18 protein-coding genes are annotated in these 17,876 nt (G+C 41.5%); 12 read left to right on the top strand and 6 right to left on the bottom strand.

Annotated features, from left to right (window positions below):
• Window positions 1-302: 302 nt before the first annotated feature.
• Window positions 303-2,195: a CocE/NonD family hydrolase gene (locus tag KTO63_RS07685; RefSeq protein WP_232373076.1), complete on the bottom strand. Its 1,893-nt coding sequence runs from the start codon at window positions 2,193-2,195 to the stop codon at window positions 303-305.
• 209 nt (window positions 2,196-2,404) lie between these two features.
• Between KTO63_RS07685 and KTO63_RS07680 the strand changes: the two genes are divergently transcribed.
• From KTO63_RS07680 to KTO63_RS07670, 3 genes are all read left to right on the top strand, one after another.
• Window positions 2,405-2,848: a hypothetical protein gene (locus tag KTO63_RS07680; RefSeq protein WP_217790644.1), complete on the top strand. Its 444-nt coding sequence runs from the start codon at window positions 2,405-2,407 to the stop codon at window positions 2,846-2,848.
• A gap of 184 nt (window positions 2,849-3,032) precedes the next feature.
• Window positions 3,033-4,694 (top strand): DNA repair protein RecN, encoded by a 1,662-nt coding sequence (recN, locus tag KTO63_RS07675; RefSeq protein WP_217790643.1) that lies wholly within the window; start codon window positions 3,033-3,035, stop codon window positions 4,692-4,694.
• 199 nt (window positions 4,695-4,893) lie between these two features.
• Window positions 4,894-5,718 carry an enoyl-ACP reductase FabI gene (locus KTO63_RS07670; protein WP_217790642.1) on the top strand — a complete coding sequence of 275 codons (825 nt, stop codon included), beginning with the start codon at window positions 4,894-4,896 and terminating at the stop codon, window positions 5,716-5,718.
• Window positions 5,719-5,789: 71 nt separating this feature from the next.
• Here the strand turns inward: KTO63_RS07670 and KTO63_RS07665 are convergent, their stop codons facing one another.
• Together KTO63_RS07665 and KTO63_RS07660 are read right to left on the bottom strand one after the other, a co-directional pair.
• Window positions 5,790-6,335: a YceI family protein gene (locus tag KTO63_RS07665; RefSeq protein WP_217790641.1), complete on the bottom strand. Its 546-nt coding sequence runs from the start codon at window positions 6,333-6,335 to the stop codon at window positions 5,790-5,792.
• Between the two features lie 476 nt (window positions 6,336-6,811).
• The gene (locus KTO63_RS07660) at window positions 6,812-7,033 is read right to left on the bottom strand and encodes a DUF2795 domain-containing protein (protein ID WP_039131553.1); all 222 of its coding nucleotides are present in this window, start codon (window positions 7,031-7,033) and stop codon (window positions 6,812-6,814) included.
• 211 nt (window positions 7,034-7,244) lie between these two features.
• Between KTO63_RS07660 and KTO63_RS07655 the strand changes: the two genes are divergently transcribed.
• The 6 genes from KTO63_RS07655 to KTO63_RS07630 all read left to right on the top strand — a co-directional run bounded on the left by KTO63_RS07655 (window position 7,245) and on the right by KTO63_RS07630 (window position 12,156).
• On the top strand, window positions 7,245-7,898 hold the full coding sequence (locus tag KTO63_RS07655; RefSeq protein WP_217790640.1) for an ABC transporter ATP-binding protein: 654 nt from the start codon (window positions 7,245-7,247) through the stop codon (window positions 7,896-7,898).
• A 238-nt stretch (window positions 7,899-8,136) separates the two neighbouring features.
• Entirely contained in the window at window positions 8,137-8,547 is a 411-nt protein-coding gene (locus tag KTO63_RS07650; protein ID WP_217790639.1) for an RrF2 family transcriptional regulator, read from the top strand.
• A gap of 62 nt (window positions 8,548-8,609) precedes the next feature.
• Window positions 8,610-9,263: an NAD(P)-dependent oxidoreductase gene (locus KTO63_RS07645; RefSeq protein ID WP_217790638.1), complete on the top strand. Its 654-nt coding sequence runs from the start codon at window positions 8,610-8,612 to the stop codon at window positions 9,261-9,263.
• Window positions 9,264-9,343: 80 nt separating this feature from the next.
• Window positions 9,344-10,237: an alpha/beta fold hydrolase gene (locus tag KTO63_RS07640; RefSeq protein WP_217790637.1), complete on the top strand. Its 894-nt coding sequence runs from the start codon at window positions 9,344-9,346 to the stop codon at window positions 10,235-10,237.
• Between the two features lie 253 nt (window positions 10,238-10,490).
• A complete protein-coding gene (locus KTO63_RS07635) occupies window positions 10,491-11,270 on the top strand; it encodes a glycosyltransferase family 2 protein (RefSeq protein ID WP_217790636.1) in 780 nt (259 codons plus the stop codon).
• A gap of 106 nt (window positions 11,271-11,376) precedes the next feature.
• Window positions 11,377-12,156: a DUF3473 domain-containing protein gene (locus tag KTO63_RS07630; protein WP_217790635.1), complete on the top strand. Its 780-nt coding sequence runs from the start codon at window positions 11,377-11,379 to the stop codon at window positions 12,154-12,156.
• Window positions 12,157-12,188: 32 nt separating this feature from the next.
• Here KTO63_RS07630 and KTO63_RS07625 read toward each other — a convergent pair whose 3' ends face one another.
• The 3 genes from KTO63_RS07625 to gatC all read right to left on the bottom strand — a co-directional run bounded on the left by KTO63_RS07625 (window position 12,189) and on the right by gatC (window position 14,041).
• Window positions 12,189-12,749 carry a cob(I)yrinic acid a,c-diamide adenosyltransferase gene (locus KTO63_RS07625; protein WP_217790634.1) on the bottom strand — a complete coding sequence of 187 codons (561 nt, stop codon included), beginning with the start codon at window positions 12,747-12,749 and terminating at the stop codon, window positions 12,189-12,191.
• Between the two features lie 144 nt (window positions 12,750-12,893).
• A complete protein-coding gene (locus KTO63_RS07620) occupies window positions 12,894-13,598 on the bottom strand; it encodes an ABC transporter ATP-binding protein (RefSeq protein ID WP_232373075.1) in 705 nt (234 codons plus the stop codon).
• A gap of 152 nt (window positions 13,599-13,750) precedes the next feature.
• Complete coding sequence (gene gatC, locus KTO63_RS07615; RefSeq protein ID WP_217790633.1) at window positions 13,751-14,041, bottom strand: Asp-tRNA(Asn)/Glu-tRNA(Gln) amidotransferase subunit GatC; 291 nt, start codon at window positions 14,039-14,041, stop codon at window positions 13,751-13,753.
• A 239-nt stretch (window positions 14,042-14,280) separates the two neighbouring features.
• Between gatC and trpS the strand changes: the two genes are divergently transcribed.
• The 3 genes from trpS (at window position 14,281) to treF (ending at window position 17,756) form a co-directional block, all read left to right on the top strand.
• Window positions 14,281-15,285 carry a tryptophan--tRNA ligase gene (gene trpS / locus KTO63_RS07610; RefSeq protein ID WP_232373074.1) on the top strand — a complete coding sequence of 335 codons (1,005 nt, stop codon included), beginning with the start codon at window positions 14,281-14,283 and terminating at the stop codon, window positions 15,283-15,285.
• A gap of 43 nt (window positions 15,286-15,328) precedes the next feature.
• The gene (locus KTO63_RS07605; protein WP_217790632.1) at window positions 15,329-15,964 is read left to right on the top strand and encodes a deoxynucleoside kinase; all 636 of its coding nucleotides are present in this window, start codon (window positions 15,329-15,331) and stop codon (window positions 15,962-15,964) included.
• Window positions 15,965-16,205: 241 nt separating this feature from the next.
• Window positions 16,206-17,756 (top strand): alpha,alpha-trehalase TreF, encoded by a 1,551-nt coding sequence (gene treF, locus KTO63_RS07600; RefSeq protein WP_217790631.1) that lies wholly within the window; start codon window positions 16,206-16,208, stop codon window positions 17,754-17,756.
• Window positions 17,757-17,876: the final 120 nt, after the last annotated feature.

Below are 17,876 nucleotides of genomic sequence, written 5' to 3'. Positions count from 1 at the left end.
GTTATCATCGGGGCTTTCTTTTTTTAATGACTGAATAACTGAATGACTGAATAACTGAGTGACTAAACATTTTCGTGAATGTTACACCGTCATTGCGAGACCTGCGAAGAATGAATGTTCGAATAATAAAAGCAACGTTGAATAATCGGTGAGCGGTCGAAGCAATCCCGGCAGCCCGCTGAGATTGCTTCGACCGCATACATTATGTACAAGATGTTTTATGTAACCTAACACTGATTCTCTGCAGGTCTCGCAATGACGGTGCAGGCTCCCATCAATTATTCAGTTACTCAGTTATTCAATTATTTCACCACCGGCAAAATCACACCCGAACTATTCCCCGCATCATGAAACACTCTGATCGTAGCCTTCTTAAAGTCGCTGTCCTTTGCCTCATAAATATTCATGAATTGTTGCGGGTTGCGATCGAAGATCGGGAACCATGAACTTTGAATTTGGATCATCAGGCGATGACCTTTTTCAAAAGTGTGCGCAACGTCAGGTAAAGTGAATTTTACTTTTTCAACTTTGTTCGCTTTGAAAGGTGCAGGCGTTTCAAAACTATTGCGGAATTTTCCACGCATGATTTCTCCACGCACGAGCATTTGATAACCGCCCATCGGGTAAGAACCACCAACACCTCTTTGCGGTTGCGGGGCATAATCAGGATATTTAAAATCATCAGGAAAAACGTCAATGATCTTAACAACAAAATCTGCATCCGTTGAGCTAAGGCTCACCAAAAGGTCTGCAATTACAGGCCCAGCCAAAGTAAGATTTTCTGTAAGTGGCGCTGTTTCAAAAGTTACCACATCAGGCCTGCGTGAAGCAAAGCGCTGGTCATCCGTCATGTATTCTCTTGTTCTTGAATAATGAACGTCCTCTGTGTATGGAACAGGATGTGCAGGGTCACTTACATATTCGCTGAAACTATTACCAGTAGAAGGTTTGCTCCAGGCCAAAGAGCCGTCCGGCTGTAAATAAATTTCCTGGTTTTGTGCAGCAGCAGGCGGCCACTGGTCAAATGTTTTCCATTTGTTTTCACCACTAAAGAAAATGGTGGCCTCTGCCAAACGAGGATCATTTCCTTTGCCCTTCAAATAATAATTGAAGAAAGGAATCTCAATATTGTTTTGATACCACTCACTTGTCCGGCTTCCAAATTTCACATTGCCCAGGTAGGAACCATCACCTCTCGACCATTGACCGTGAAACCACGGCCCGATCACTAATTTATTGTTGCTGCCCGGACTTTGTTTTTCAATTGCCTTATACAGGTTCCATGCGCCATAGCAATCTTCTGCATCAAACAAGCCGCCCACCGTAAGCATTGCAGGCTTTACATCGTACATGCTCACACGTGCATTACGAGCCTGCCACCATGCATCGTAGTTGGGGTGTGCAAACATGTCCTTGAAAAATTGGATGCTATCGCCGGCCAGCTTCGTCACATTGGAAAGTGCGCCGATTTGCAAAAATCTGTCGTAGTTATCCGAAGAACCCTGGAACGTAGAAACAGGTCCTTTTGTAGTTGGAACAGGGCGCGGATATCCGAATCCACCCAAATAGAATGCAATGCCATCCATTAAAGCAAACGCTCCGTTGTGGTGGAAATCATCTCCCATGAACCAATCCGTAACCGGCGCTTGCGGACTCACGGCTTTTAATGCCGGATGCCCCGAAGCCGCAGCCATTGTGGAGTAGAAACCCGGATAGGAAATGCCCATCACACCTACATTTCCATTGTTGCCATTAATATTTTTCACCATCCAGTCGATGGCATCATACGTATCACTGGCTTCATCAATATCCTTGTTCGTTTTTTTATCTTTAACAAAAGGACGAACGTCCACAAATTCTCCCTCGCTCATCCAACGACCACGCACGTCCTGGATTACGACGATGTAGTTTTCACGCATATAATATTTCCAATGCGTGTCCCAGAAGTTCCGGAACTTTTCGCCATAAGGCGCACAGGAGTAAGGCGTACGGCCAAACAATACCGGATGCTTTTCAGATGAATCTTTTGGAATGTAAATAGAAGTGAAAAGCTTAACACCATCGCGCATTGGAATTAATTTTTCCACTTTTGTGTAGTTCTGCGTAATCCATGCAGAGTCCTGCTGATTGGTCGTTTGCGCCGTTGCACAAAGCGCCATCATCAGCATCGTAAATGTTGCGGTCAGAATTCTCATGTTGAATTTTAGTTTACTATAAAAGAAGGGTGTCGTGCAAATTAATAATTAATAATTAAGAATTAATAGGTGCAGCGCCCAACATGTTATTTGTCATTCGTCTTGTCGCAATTCGTTTCGCAAACTGCCCAATTAATTATTAATTATTAATTATTAATTATTAATTATTAATTGGATTTGTAAATTGCGCCAATCTAAAACCCTTTATCATGGAAAACACAGAAACCTCTTTACTCGATGTAAGTTTAACGATCGACACACAAAGCGATAGGTACCTGCGCGAAACTGCCAAATGGAATAAGTTCCTCGCTATCCTTTGTTTTATTTTTGGCGGTTTAATAATTCTTGGAGGCCTGTACAGCGCTTTCAGCGCAAGTTTTACCGGACGAAATTCATCTATGGCATATGCTTTAGGCGGAGGCGTTGTTGTATTTCTCTACATATCAATTCTGGCCACACTAACCATTTTACCTAACATTTACAGGTTCAGATTCGCTTCCCAGGTACTTCAGGCGCTCGATACAAATGATCAGGTGTTGCTGACCTCATCATTTGGTAATTTGAAAACTTTCTTTAGATTTTATAGCATAATCATCATCGTTTTGATTGCTTTCTACGTGTTTGCAATCTTTGCAATTTTTGCATTTCGTTGATAGAATAAATAAGTCATTGCAAAAACGCTTCAGAAAACGGAGCGTTTTTTTATATGCGAAAGTTTTCTCAAGTCAAATTTTTTATTGGAAAAATTATGCACAAATAGTGCAAAACGAATAAAGTAAAAAATAAAAGCATGCGCCTTACTTTGTACATTGCATGGCTTTTGAAAAATGTGAATTCATGCTGTCAAGACTTTACATACAGAATTACGCGATCATTGATGAAATAGATATTCATTTCTCAGATAAGTTGAATATCATCACCGGCGAAACCGGTGCCGGTAAATCCATTGTAATGGGCGCATTGTCGCTCATTCTTGGTGAACGTGCGGATAGCAATGTGCTGTTGCAAAAAGATAAGAAATGCTACGTGGAAGGCTATTTCAAGGCCCATACAAAAAGCATCGCAAGGTTTTTAAAAGAGAATGATCTTGATGAAGAAGAACAGATAATTATTCGAAGAGAAATTGCCGTGAATGGCAAATCAAGAGCTTTTATAAACGATACGCCCGTTACAGTTAGCCAGTTGCAACAATTGAGCAGCATGCTGGTAGACCTGCACCAGCAATTTGATACCCTGGCATTGGGCGAATCTGATTTCCAGAGAGAAGCCATTGATGCGCTTTCCGGAACAGAAGACCTGCTGAAAAAATATTACGGCGTTTACACACAACTAAAACAAGCCGGAAGGAAACTGGCGGATTTAAAATCGCAAAAAGATTCGTTTAACAAAGAAGCCGATTACCACAGGTTTTTATACAGCGAACTCGAAGAGGCAAATTTGTCAGAAAATGAATTGGAGGAAGCTGATGCAGAGTTAAAACTGCTGAGTAATTCCGAAAATATTAAAGCAGCGCTCACTAAAGTATTTTACGAACTGAGCGATGGTGAGCAACCGCTTGTGCAGCATTTGAAGCAAATTGCAAATAGCCTGCAACCATACACAGATTATCATTCATCACTTCCCGGTATCGTGCAACGCTTGCTGGCTGCGCAGATCGAGCTGTCTGATATTGCCGACGAAACCGAAAGCATCAACGATAAAGTGAATCACGATCCGCAGCGAATGGAGCACTTGAATGAAAGATTGACGCTTGGTTACAAGTTGCTTAAAAAACACAGCCTGCATACAACCGCGGAGTTACTCGCTTTAAAGGATGACCTCGAAAACAAATTACAGGCTGCGCTGAATGTGGATGAAGAAATTGCCGCGATCGAAGCGGAAGTAAACCAGCTAACGGCTAAAGCGGTTGAGCTTGCGGAGAAAATATCTGCAAAACGCAGGGCGCAGGCAAAACCCTTTGAAGATAAAGTAAATAGTTTGCTCACACAGGTTGGTATGCCAAATGCCCGCCTAAAAGCAGACATAACCGGCAGCAAAGAAGGCGCACTCCATGAATACGGGTTTGACAATATCGAATTTCTGTTCGATGCCAACAAAAGCAATCGATTTGCGCCGGTTCGCAAAGTGGCTAGCGGCGGGGAATTGAGCAGGCTGATGCTTTGCATAAAATCGCTGGTGGCGGCATCTATGGACCTGCCAACCATGATTTTTGACGAAATCGATACCGGTATTTCAGGCGAGGCGGCCAAACAGGTAGGAGTGATCATGAAGGAGCTGTCAACGTCACGCCAGGTGATCTCCATTACCCACCAGCCGCAAATTGCCGGAAAAGCAGACGCCCATTTCTTCGTTTATAAACAAATGGCTGGCGAACGTGTTAAAACAAACATCAGGCAGCTGTCGAAAGATGAGCGTGTAACGGCTATTGCGAAGATGCTGGGCGGAGAGCAGCCGAGCGCAGCAGCGCTGGAAAACGCCCGCGAAATGGTAGGAGTATAGGGAATTGAAAGTTCCTGCCCGACGATGTCAGTCAGGCGGGGAAAATTGAAAATTCAAGGTTGAAGAAAGTGCTAAATGCCTTAGAGTTGTGGCAAAAGGCCAACATGGCTGTAAGGACAATTTTTTACTTTTTATTTTTTACTTTTCACTTTGCCTTATCTTAGCCGCCCAAAAGAACTAATTAGTTTAATAATTCAATATGGCTTACAATTTATTAAAAGGGAAACGTGGTATCATCACAGGTGCATTAGATGAAAATTCTATTGCATGGAAGGTAGCTGAAAAAGCGCATGAAGAAGGTGCTACTTTTGTTTTAACCAATGCGCCAATTGCAATGCGCATGGGCGAAATTAAGGTGTTGGCAGAAAAAACCGGATCTGAGATCATTCCTGCTGACGCTACCAATGTAGATGATCTTACAAACCTGTTTGTAAAATCCCAGGAAGTGTTGGGCGGTAAAATTGACTTTGTCTTACATTCGATAGGGATGAGCGTAAATATTCGTAAAAAGATACCGTATGCGGAATCTAACTATGAATATTTTATGAAAGGAATTGATGTTTCTGCAATGTCGCTGCACAAGATGCTGAGCGTTGCACGCAAACTGGATGCTATAAATGAGTGGGGAAGTGTGGTAGCGCTTACTTATATGGCGGCGCAACGTACCTATCCTTTCTATACAGATATGGCTGATATCAAAGCAATGCTTGAATCTATTGCACGCAGCTTTGGTTACCACTATGGTGTAGAAAAGAAAGTGCGTATCAACACTGTATCACAATCTCCAACCAAAACTACAGCAGGTAGCGGCATTAAAGGCTTTGGTGATTTCTTTGATTTTGCAAACGAAATCGCTCCTTTGGGCAATGCGGATGCAGCGTCTTGTGCGGACTACTGTGTTTCACTGTTCTCAGACCTTACACGTATGGTTACAATGCAAAACCTTTTCCATGATGGTGGATATTCATCAACAGGAATTAGCATGGAGATCATGAATAAATTAGGGTTGGAAAACGCTGAATAATCAAATAATTATTCCATAAAAAGAGGCCATTTCTACATTAAGAAATGGCCTCTTTGATATATCGAAAGATATTATTTCTTTTTCGCGACTACAACCAGTTCTACGTTAACTTTATCTGACATGGTGATACTGCTACCTCCTACGCCAAAGTCGCGGCGATTGAGCTCGAAATTCCCTTTAAAAGCATAAGTTTCGCCCTGCGGAGTGGCTGTGAATTTGAAGCTTACTTCTTTTGCAACGCCTTTTATCGTTAGTTTTCCCTTCACATTAAAACTTTTGCCAGAACCTGAAATGCTTTCGCTTACGAATGTTAAATGCGGGTATTTTTCTACGTTAAAAAATTCCTCCTTGCGTAGATGGTTGTCACGCATATCATTATCCGTATTGATCGATTTAGAATCGACGTGTACATTAAAAGACGATTTTGAAGGCTCATTAGGATCGAAGACTATGTCTCCCTCAAGGCCACTAAAAGCACCGTGAACGGTCACTCCCAAATTTTTAATGCCAAATCCGATCTTAGAGCCCGAAGCTTCTGGCGTGTATTGCTGGGCGTACGAAAAGCTGCAAATGGAAATAGCGAACAACAATGCTGCGAGAAATTTATATCCTTTCATGAATGTTACTTTTACCTTAGTTTGAATCAATATTTTTAAAATAGTTTAATTCCGCTAGCCAGCAATACTGGTTTTGAAATTAATGAATTAATTGTTAGAGAGTTGTTACTTTGAAGTTGTTGGTTGATAGGCTTCAATGACGACTGATCGATACGAAAGGCTAATAACTATCAACTAATAACTCCTTTTATAAACAAACGTAATTTTCCGTTAAAGGGTTGTCTGTGTTGGGATCAGCCAGATATGAAGAAGTGTTGGTGCATCTTCGAATGACGTTTTATAAGAAGAATGAAACTGCCGCGGGGGGAAGAGTTGAATAATTGATTTATGAATAATTGAGTGAAAAACCCGATAAAGGTAGAAGCGCCCTGAATTCAATTATTCAATGAATCAATTATTCGATTATTGAAAAACAAAAACCGCTCACGACTCGTGAGCGGCAGAATATGTTTCGAAGGTTATCTTATCCTTATTAATTAATATTCGTCCTCATTAAAGAAAAAGTCCTCCTGCGAAGGATAATCGGGCCAAATGTCGTCAATGCCCTCATATATTTCGCCTTCATCTTCCAGTTCCTGTAAGTTTTCAACAACCTCGATCGGAGCGCCGCTACGGATGGCATAATCAATTAATTCATCTTTGGTAGCTGGCCAGGGTGCGTCTTCAAGATAGGATGCTAATTCGAGTGTCCAGAACATCTTTCTACTTTTTTTATTAGTAAACGTAAAGGCAAACGGAATATTTGCATTTACCTAATTTTTTCGCAAAAGTAGTGGTTAAAATGGTATTTCCAAATCTGATATTATGGGTGGTCATAAAGTTTTTATTAATATTGCTTTATGTGTCCTAAAATGCAGCAACCGCGGTGATTTTTGATACATTCCTTATTAAAACCGAAATATAAAAAGCATGCTCAAAGCCCGGGATATCCACAAAAAATATGGCAGTCTGGAAGTATTGAAAGGGGTGGACATAGACATCAATAAAGGCGAAATAGTAAGTATCGTGGGCTCCTCAGGCGCCGGTAAAAGCACTTTGCTTCATATTTTGGGCACACTTGACAAGCCCGATAACGGGAGTGTAGCCCTCGAAAAGGTGGACTATCACCAGCTTTCAGGCAAAAAGCTTGCGGCATTTCGCAATACCCACATAGGTTTTGTTTTTCAGTTTCACCATTTACTACCCGAATTTACGGCGCTGGAAAACGTTTGTATCCCCGGCTGGATAGCAGGAAAGAAGAAAAAAGATATTACAGACAGGGCTGAACATCTATTGGAGATACTGGGCATTGGCACCCGGAAAGACAATAAACCACAGGCGCTTTCAGGCGGCGAGCAGCAAAGGGTGGCCGTGGCAAGGGCGCTGATCAACAACCCTAAAATTGTTTTTGCCGACGAGCCCACAGGAAACCTGGATTCTGTAAATGCAAGGGAACTTCATCAGCTGTTTTTTGATCTGCGCAAACAATTCGATCAAACCTTCCTCATTGTAACCCACAACGAAGAGCTGGCCCAAATGAGCGACAGGGTGTTGCACATGAAGGACGGGAAGATGTTGTTGTAATTTGAAAATTTGAGGATTTGAAAATTTGAAAATGCGTTAGGCGCGTTTTTCCTAATTTATTATTTTCTATCGGATAGTTTGGAGTTAATTTGAAAAATGGCAGTTGCGCAGAAAGAATTTTCAAATTTTCAAATCCTCAAATTTTCAAATAAAGCACCGTTTTGAACTCACCGGATCAAAAAAAGATTTTGTTTTAAAAAAAATCTCCCTACCTTTACTGTAACAAATAATATTACAGTTGAGTAACAGCCGTTTTGCAATATCACTTCACATTCTCACATTATTAGATCTGATGGGAGATGAACTTCACTCTTCCGAGTGGATTGCAGGCAGCATCAATATCAATCCTGTACTTGTGAGGAAAGAATTGAGCAATTTGCGCCAGCATGGTTTGGTGGAAAGCAAGGAGGGAAAGAATGGCGGCGTATATCTCGCAAAGCCGGCCAACAAAATTCACTTATCAGAAATTTACGAAGCAGTAAGGCAGGAATCTGCGCTGGGAACAAAACGCACAGACCCAAATCCAAAATGCAAAGTGGGAAAGCAAATAAACAAACATCTCGATAGTTTGTACAATGAAGTAGAAGATACCTTAATGCAAAAACTCGGCAAAAAAACGCTTGCCGAATTTGCCGGCAAATTCACTTGACTTTTTTTTGATTAAAACTGTAACAAAAGATATTACAATATAAATTTTAAAAAACAAAAATTATGAAACTAGCAGTAATTGGTGCATCAGGCTTTGTTGGGTCACATGTAGTAGCAGAAGCTTTAAATCGTGGTCATCATGTAACGGCCATTGTTCGTCATCCGGAAAATGTAAAAGCAAAAGATCCGAAGTTAACTGTAGTGAAAGCAGATGCTTTTAACGCAGACGAACTCGCTGCTGTTTTGAAAGGAAACGACGCGATCATTAGTGCTTACAATCCGGGCTGGACAAATCCCAACATCTACAACGATTTTCTGAAAGGATCACAGGCCATTCAGGAAGCAGCGAAGAAGTCAGGTGTGAAAAGAGTACTGGTGATTGGTGGCGCAGGCAGCCTGGAAATTGCTCCCGGTGTTCAATTGGTAGATACTCCACAATTCCCCGCAGAATACAAGGCGGGCGCACAAGCAGCGAGAGATTATCTGAATATCATAAAAAAAGAAAACGAACTGGACTGGACATTCCTTAGTCCCGCGATTCTAATGCATCCGGGAATTGACACCGGCCGTACCGGAAAATATCGTACAGGTAATGATCAACCCGTTTTTGATGCGAATCACGAAAGTAAAATTTCAGTAGAAGATCTTTCTATCGCAATTCTTGATGAAATAGAAAATGGAAAATTCATTCGCCAGCGCTTTACAGTAGCGTACTAAACTTATTAAGAGCGATGATCAAAAAATGTTTCATCGCTCTCTTACAACACCTTTTTTCACGAGCCATAAAACCTTACACAATGCTTACGATCACTTCAACAATCAATAGAACCGTTCGTTATAAAACAGTCAATATCGAAGGCGTAAAAATATTTTATCGCGAAGCCGGAAACCCTGATGCACCAACAATTTTATTGCTGCATGGCTTTCCCTCTTCCTCTCACATGTATCGTGATTTGATAAATGACTTGTCCGATGAATTTCATTTAATTGCTCCGGATTATCCTGGCTTTGGAAACAGCGACATGCCTTCACGAAGCGAATACAGTTACACTTTCGACAATCTTTCTGTGACCATCGAAAAATTTATTGATGCCCTGCAATTGCAAAGATTCGCTTTGTTCATGCAGGATTTCGGTGCACCGGTTGGTTATAGGATTGCTCTTCGTCGACCTGAATTAATAGAGGCGTTGCTGATCCAAAATGCAAACGCATATGAAGAAGGATTAGGGCCCGCAACTGAAGATGGACAAAGGCTTTGGGCAAACAGGAATGAGACAACAGAAGCGCCTATGCGTCAAATGATGTCACTGGAAGGCACTATGATGCAATATCTCGATGGCGCAGAAGATCCTTCACGCATAAGCCCTGATGCTTATCACTACGACCAATATTTTTTGGAAAGAGAAGGAAATAAAGACATACAGGTCGACTTATTGTACGACTATCGCAACAACATTACACAGTATCCTCAATGGCAGGAATATTTAAAAACGAATCAACCTCCTGCACTTATAACCTGGGGTAAAAATGATGCTTTGTTTACGGCAGCGGGTGCAATCGCCTACAAAAAAGATCTACCAGATGCGGAACTTCACCTGCTCAACACCGGACACTTTGCCCTGGAAGAATTTCATTTCGAAATCGCAAAGCTTATCAAATCCTTTCTGAATAACCTGAACCTTTTTAGATAATACCGAAGGCGTAGGAAATGTAAATTGCTGATAATCAATAATCACTGTATTAGGTCTTTCTAAGGCCAAAGGATTTGATCAGTGTTTAAATATTGATTATTTAATGTTAGTTTTGAGCGTTGTATATATGTTTAAAAACAGTTATGTAAAAACTTGCGCTGAAATTTGTTAATAGTTGGAAAAAAACTGGGCTTTTTACGGGTTTATTAGGTAAATTTTACGGTAAATTGCAAATAATCTTTAACCCCGATTAATGAGCAGCAAAGATATTTCTTTTGTACTACCGTTGTACAAACCCAACCCGAACTGGCATCATCGTTTTTTGGAAAATGTTACTAAAACAAGGGCTATTTTTCCCGAGTCTGTTAACATAGAATTCGTAATCGTAAACGATGGATTTGAAACGCCGGAACTACTAAATCTTTTTGAGGTAATCTCTGAGACAGATCCTTCGATGACATTTATTTCCTACGCAGAAAACATGGGCAAGGGCTATGCGCTCCGAACGGGCGTGGAAAATGCATCCGCACCTTATGTAGTTCTGACAGATTTTGATTTTCCCTACGAGCACGAGGATCTTTTAAAAATGTATGTTGACCTTCAAAAAGGTTACGAAGTAGTTACCGGAAAGCGCAATCACACATACTACAAGAAATTGCCGGTGAAAAGATGGCTCATCTCCAAAGGTTGTTCCTGGCTCAATAGAAACTTCCTCTCATTACACATCAATGATACCCAATCGGGAATCAAGGCTTTTAACGAAGCTGGTAAAAACGCATTTCTTTCCACTACCATCAATAGATTTCTTATTGACACGGAGTTTCTGCAATTGGTTACTTACAGAAATCTTCGCATTAAGGTAAATGAGGTGTCATTGAGAGATAATGTAGAGTTTTCAAACATGCGCTATGAAGTATTGAAAACGGAGTTGAAAAATTTTGTTCAACTTGTAAAGCAGCGCCGAAGATTTGACAGAGAGAAAAATATGTCAACTGTTGTACAAGCTGAGCAATTGTCTGATATTATTGCATAGCAACGTTGTGAGTGATGAGTTTTGAGTACGAAGGGGCGTACCTGTTATTTACGTTGTCAACTTGAGTAATTTTCTCTGCATCTTTGATCAACATTATCGGCAAAATTTGAAAAACAAACCGGCTTACATACTGCTCAGTTTTGATGTAGAAGAATTTGATTTTCCGCTGGAATATGGGCAAGCAATTTCAGCTGGTGAGCAAATGGCAACCGGCTTTCGCGGTCTGCAAAGTATGCAGGATGTTTTGACTGTAACTGATGTCAAAACCACCTTGTTTACGACGGCTGATTTCGCACAACATTATCCTGCGGAAATGCTGGTGCTGGCTGCCAAACACGAGATCGCTTCTCACACTTTTTATCATTCGAAGTATGAAACTTCGCATTTGCTGGAAAGTCGCAAGGTGCTAAGTGACATTTGTAAAACTGAAGTAACCGGACTCCGCATGCCGCGCCTGAGAAAAGTAGATATGAGCGATGTATTTGCCGCAGGCTACACATACGATTCTTCCATTAATCCAACCTATTTGCCCGGCAGATATAACAACCTGAAAATATCGCGAACCGTTTACAAAGAAGAAAATATAGTACGTGTGCCAACCTCGGTGTCGCCGAGTTTACGCATTCCCCTTTTTTGGCTGGCGTTTAAAAATCTTCCTTATACGGTGTTTAAGAATCTGGCGATTCAAACATTAAAACATGATGGTTATTTGTGTCTCTACTTTCATCCGTGGGAACTGACAGACATCAGTCAATACAAAGTGCCGGTCTACACAAAGCGCCACAGCGCAAACAATGTTTTGAAAGAAAGAATGATAAGACTAATAAAGGAGTTATCTCAACATGGAGAATTTATAACTACGCAGGAGTTTTTGCGTGTGCGTTAAGCGTTTGGCGTTTAGCATTCAGCGTTTGACATTTACACCCTCGGCCTCCATGCAATCTCTTCCACATTTGCTAGATGGGCAACATATCTCGCCAATACAAAAAGGTAGTCGCTCAATCTGTTCAAATATTTAATCACAACAGCTTCAACAGCCAATTCCTGGAACTGCATGTTTACACACAACCTTTCAGCGCGGCGGCAAACGCAGCGTGCGATATGTGTGTGAGAAACTGCCACACTACCGCCGGGCAAAATGAAATGCTTCATCGCCGGCAAAACGGTGTTCATTTTGTCTATTTCTTTTTCCAGTAATTCAACGTCACTTTCTTTAAGATCTGGAATTTTGAGCGAAGGCTCTTTATCAGGATCACATGCCAGCGAAGAGCCAACGGTAAACAAACGATCTTGTATTTCTTTCAGTAAAATTTTGCTATGACTGTCCGTGATCAGGTCGTTTACCAACCCGATGTACGAATTCAATTCATCAACCGTTCCATATGTTTCAATACGAATATGAGATTTTGGAACCTTTGTACCGCCTATTAAAGAGGTTGTTCCTTTGTCACCTGTTTTGGTGTAGATTTTAGTAGCCATGAGGAATAATTGAATAACTGATTAACTGAATAACTGAAAGGCTGTATATTGGATACCTTGATGAAATTGCGACTGGCAACTGGTCTTTGAATAATTGAATGACTGATTGTAGTTTAAAGTTCAGTTATTCAGTTAATCAGTTATTCAGTGCGCCGCAGCCATCTCCCTGCGTTTATCCGTCTCTACCAGACCGTCGCGTAAACGAACAACCCGGCGGGCATAGGCGGCGATATCTTCTTCGTGGGTAACAAGTACTACGGTATTTCCAGCTGCCTGTATGCTACCGAACAGTTCCATGATCTCAACAGAGGTTTTGGAATCAAGGTTTCCGGTAGGCTCATCGGCAAGGATGATGGAAGGATTGTTTACCAGCGCGCGGGCAATGGCCACACGCTGTATCTGGCCACCACTCATCTCATTTGGTTTGTGATGACTTCTATCTGCCAGTCCCACTTTTGCCAACACTTCTCTTGCCATTTCAAGTCTTTGTTTTTTTGCAATACCCGCATAGATCAATGGCAGTGCCACATTTTCTGCTGCGGTTAGGCGGGGCAACAAATTGAACTGTTGGAAAACGAAGCCGATCTCTTTGTTACGTACTTCGGCAAGGGCATCATCTGTCATGGTACTCACATTGCTTCCGTTGAGTATATAGCTTCCGGCAGTGGGGGAGTCAAGGCAACCTAGAATATTCATCAGTGTGCTTTTACCAGAGCCGGAAGGCCCCATCAAGGCAACGTATTCATTTTTGAAAATATCCAACGATATTCCCTTGAGTACGGGAATCGCTTGTTTTCCCATAAAGTAGCTTTTCTGGATATTTTCAAGATGAATGATAGATTGATCCATAGAGAGGTTATGAGTTTTGAATTAGTTGAGAGTTGAGAATGGAGAGTTGAGAGTGAATTTGACAAAATCATTCAGTTTAGAATTCATTTCTAACTCTCAACTCTCAACTCTCAATTCTCAACTAAAAAACGTTTTCAACTTTCAATTTTCCACTATTTCTGAATTACTTTCGGCACTTTAAAATAGTCAGAATCTGCCAAAGGAGCGTTCTTTAACGCCTCATTTTTAGGCATGGAACCTTTAACCACGTCCTCACGAAAAGCATCAGTCACGCTGGTCATGTGTAATAGAGGCTCTGTGCCCGTCGTATCCACCTCCTGAAGCTTCTCCACAAAAGCAATCATTTTTTCCAAATCGCTTTTAATTTCCTGCTTTTCCGCTTCATTAAAGCTTAATCTGGATAATGCCGCCAGGTTGTCCACTAATTTATCTGTTACTTCCATATTCCAAAAATACGGGAAACCAATTTGAAAATATGGTAATTTGAAAATTTGAAAATTGGGCGTGCTGCATACTTTTCTTGACAATTATTTAATTCCTATGCAATGGCGGCTGTCGAAAACCAGCAGGCTTGCCGCACCTTCCATTTTCAAATTCTCATATTTTCAAATTCCCGCATTCTGTACTTCCATTTTCAAATTTCCACATTTTCAAATTTTCAAATTCTTATCTTCGCCCGGTTATGGAAAAAGGGAAAAAACAGATAGTAATGAGTGGCATCCGTCCCACGGGGTTTTTGCATTTGGGCAATTACTTTGGGGCATTGCGCAATTATGTGCGCATGCAGGATGAATATGAATGTTATTTTATGGTAGCGGATCTGCATTCGCTTACTACACATCCTGATACAAAAGAGTTAAAAGGACATGTGCATCGCGTATTGGCTGAGAATATTGCTTCGGGTCTTGATCCTGATAAAGCAGCGCTTTTCTGCCAGAGCCATGTTCGTGAAACAAGCGAACTATACCTTTATTTGAATATGCTGGCTTACAAAGGTGAGCTGGAAAAAACGCCTACTTTTAAAGACAAGGTAAGACTACAACCGGATAACGTAAATGCCGGTTTGCTGACTTACCCTGTGTTGATGGCGGCAGATATCCTGCTTCACCGCGCAGCGCTGGTGCCGGTTGGTAAGGATCAGGAGCAGCACCTGGAAATTGCACGTACGTATGCCAACAGGTTCAATCACCGTTATGGCGATGTTTTCCCCGAACCACAGGCGTTCAACTTTGGGCAGGCGCTGGTAAAAGTGCCCAGTCTTGATGGTGCAGGAAAAATGAGTAAGAGCGAAAACCAGAATGCGACATTATATTTGGCGGACTCTGATGACCTTATCCGCAAAAAGGTAATGAAGGCTAAGACAGATAGCGGTCCTACCGAACCAAACTCGGTGAAGCCCGATTATATCGAAAACATTTTCCTGCTGATGAACCTGGTAAGTGAGAAAGATGTGATCGAGAAATTTGAAAGCGATTTCAATAATTGCGTTATCCGTTACGGCGACATGAAGAAGCAGCTGGCAGAAGATATGGTGAAATTCATCGCACCTATCCGTGAAAAAGCAGAAAGCATCCGCACAGACGAAAAGTATTTGAAAGAAGTGATGGAAAAAGGTGCGGAAAAAGCGAGAAAGAGCGCTAATGCAACCATGGAGAAGGTTAGAGAACACATGGGATTAGTTTATTAATTTACATACCCTAATAAAATTTGACTGTTTTACATTTTATTTCATGGCTAAAGCAAAAAAACCCAAACACATAGCGATTGCCGGAAACATCGGTGCTGGTAAAACCACTTTAACGGAAATGCTGAGCAAGCATTATAAGTGGATACCGCAATTTGAAGATGTTGACCACAACCCGTACCTGAATGATTTTTATGAAGACATGCCCCGCTGGAGCTTCAATCTTCAGATATTCTTTTTGAACAGCCGCCTTAATCAGCTGCTGGATATTCACAGAGGAACAGAAACCGTTATTCAGGACAGAACGATCTATGAAGATGCAAACATATTTGCGCCAAACCTTCATGAGATGGGATTGATGAATAAACGCGATTTTGACAACTACTATAAATTTTTCCAAACCCTTAAGGGGATGGTGCAGCCTCCTGACCTGATGATCTATTTGCAGGCATCTGTTCCAACATTGGTTGCGCAAATACAAAAACGCGGAAGGGAATACGAAGAAAATATCAGGCTGGACTACCTGAAGCGCCTGAACGACTATTACAACAAATGGATCGAATCTTACAAAGAAGGTCCGTTATTGGTAATAGACGTTGATAAAAACAAATTCGCAGAAAACGAAGAACATTTGGGTGATATAATCAACAAAATTGATTCGCAGTTGTACGGATTGTTCTAGTTTTTTTCCGGCAAAATAATTGAAGCGTTGGCCTTGTGAGAGCCAGCGCTTTTTTATTTACAAATAGCTGAATAACTGAGTAACTGAATAACTGAAGGGTTGATCGTTCAAGAGTGCCTATAGTATTTTAACCATTGTTATAGTGGTAAAGATTCCATGGTCGAACTCAGTTATTCAGTTATTCAATTATTCAGTTATTAAATGAACTCTGGCTATTTATATTTGTTTAGAAAACCTACTTATGAAGCGAATGATTTATTCCATGGCCATTCCACTTTCTATTGCCATATCAGCAAATGCACAGGACACCATACCGCCGGATAAACTATACGGTGAGTTGTTTGTGGATGTGCAAATGAACCGCATTTTCCCTGATGGCAAAACGTTTGTGGATTGCACGGCCAAAAGATCCCCTGCCGAAATTGCAGAAGAATATGCAAAAATCAAGAAGGCTCCTGCTGCAGATTTTTCATTGAAGAAATTTGTGGAAGATAATTTCGATTTGCCCGTTGCTCCGTCTGACAATTATAAAACAGACAAGAACGTGGATGTGCAAACGCATATCAAACAACTGTGGCAAGTGCTCAAAAGAAATCCGGACAACGCCGTAGCGGGAAGTACATTGTTGCCGCTGCCTAATCCATATATTGTTCCGGGCGGTAGGTTCCGCGAAGTATATTATTGGGATTCTTATTTCACCATGCTTGGCCTTGAAGCAAGTGGCGAAAATGCCATGATTGAAAATCTCGTAAATAATTTTTCGTGGCTTCTAAGTCAGTATGGACATGTGCCCAACGGTAATCGCACCTATTATTTAAGCAGGTCGCAGCCGCCGTTCTTTTCTTTGATGCTCGATTTATTGGCAAAGAAAAGCGGCGATAAAGTGTATGCAGAATACCAGCGTCCATTGCAAAGTGAATACGATTACTGGATGGACAAAACGGCACCAACAAAGCACGTTGTGAAAATGCCGAATGGAGATGTTTTAAACAGGTACTACGATCAATACGAAACGCCGCGCCAGGAGAGTTACAGAGAAGATGTAGAGCTTGGTGCAAAAGCAAGTGAAGCAGTTAAAAAGGCACGCTACAGAAGCCTGCGCTCAGCAGCAGAAAGTGGTTGGGATTTTAGCACAAGATGGTTTGCCGATGGCAAAAACATTTCAACCATCGAAACGACCAACTTCTTACCGGTAGATTTGAATTGCTTGTTGTATCATTTGGAAATTACTTTATCAAAATCATACAAAGCAACCGGCGATTTATTGAGGGCAAATTTGTACACGCAAATTGCAGAGAAACGAAAAATCGCTATCAACAAATATTTATACAACTCAGCTGATGGCTGGTATTACGATTACAACATCAGCGGGAAAGCATTGAGTAATTCGATGACGATTGCCGGCATCGCGCCATTTTACTTTGCGCTGGCACCAAAAGAGAGGATTGAAAAAGCAGCAGCTATTGTTGAAAAGAAATTTTTAAAACCGGGCGGTGTTGTTACAACGCTTAAAAACAGCGGCCAGCAGTGGGATGCGCCAAATGGCTGGGCACCGCTGGAATGGATGACCATCAAAGGTTTGGAGCAATACGGGAAAAATGATCTTGCCAAAGAGATCGCCAAACGCTGGATCGACCTGAATATAAAGGTTTATAAAGCCACCGGCAAAATGATGGAGAAATACAATGTTGAAAATATTGATGCAGCAGCTGGCGGCGGCGAATATCCATCGCAGGATGGTTTCGGCTGGACGAATGGTGTGTTGATGCAATTGATGAAGGAATATCCGTAAACATTATGAATGCCGTAGGGGCGAATCGCATTCGCCCTGCTGCACCCCGATGATGCAACAAAAATTTGCGTGGATTCTGTATTTTTATGTTAGATATTTTATGTGCATCAGGGCGAATGC

Origin of the sequence: Pinibacter aurantiacus (genome assembly GCF_019130065.1) — a bacterium.
GTDB lineage: Bacteria > Bacteroidota > Bacteroidia > Chitinophagales > Chitinophagaceae > Pinibacter > Pinibacter aurantiacus.
Note: the sequence above shows the minus strand (reverse complement) of the source record. Positions and strands in the feature narration are given on the sequence as shown.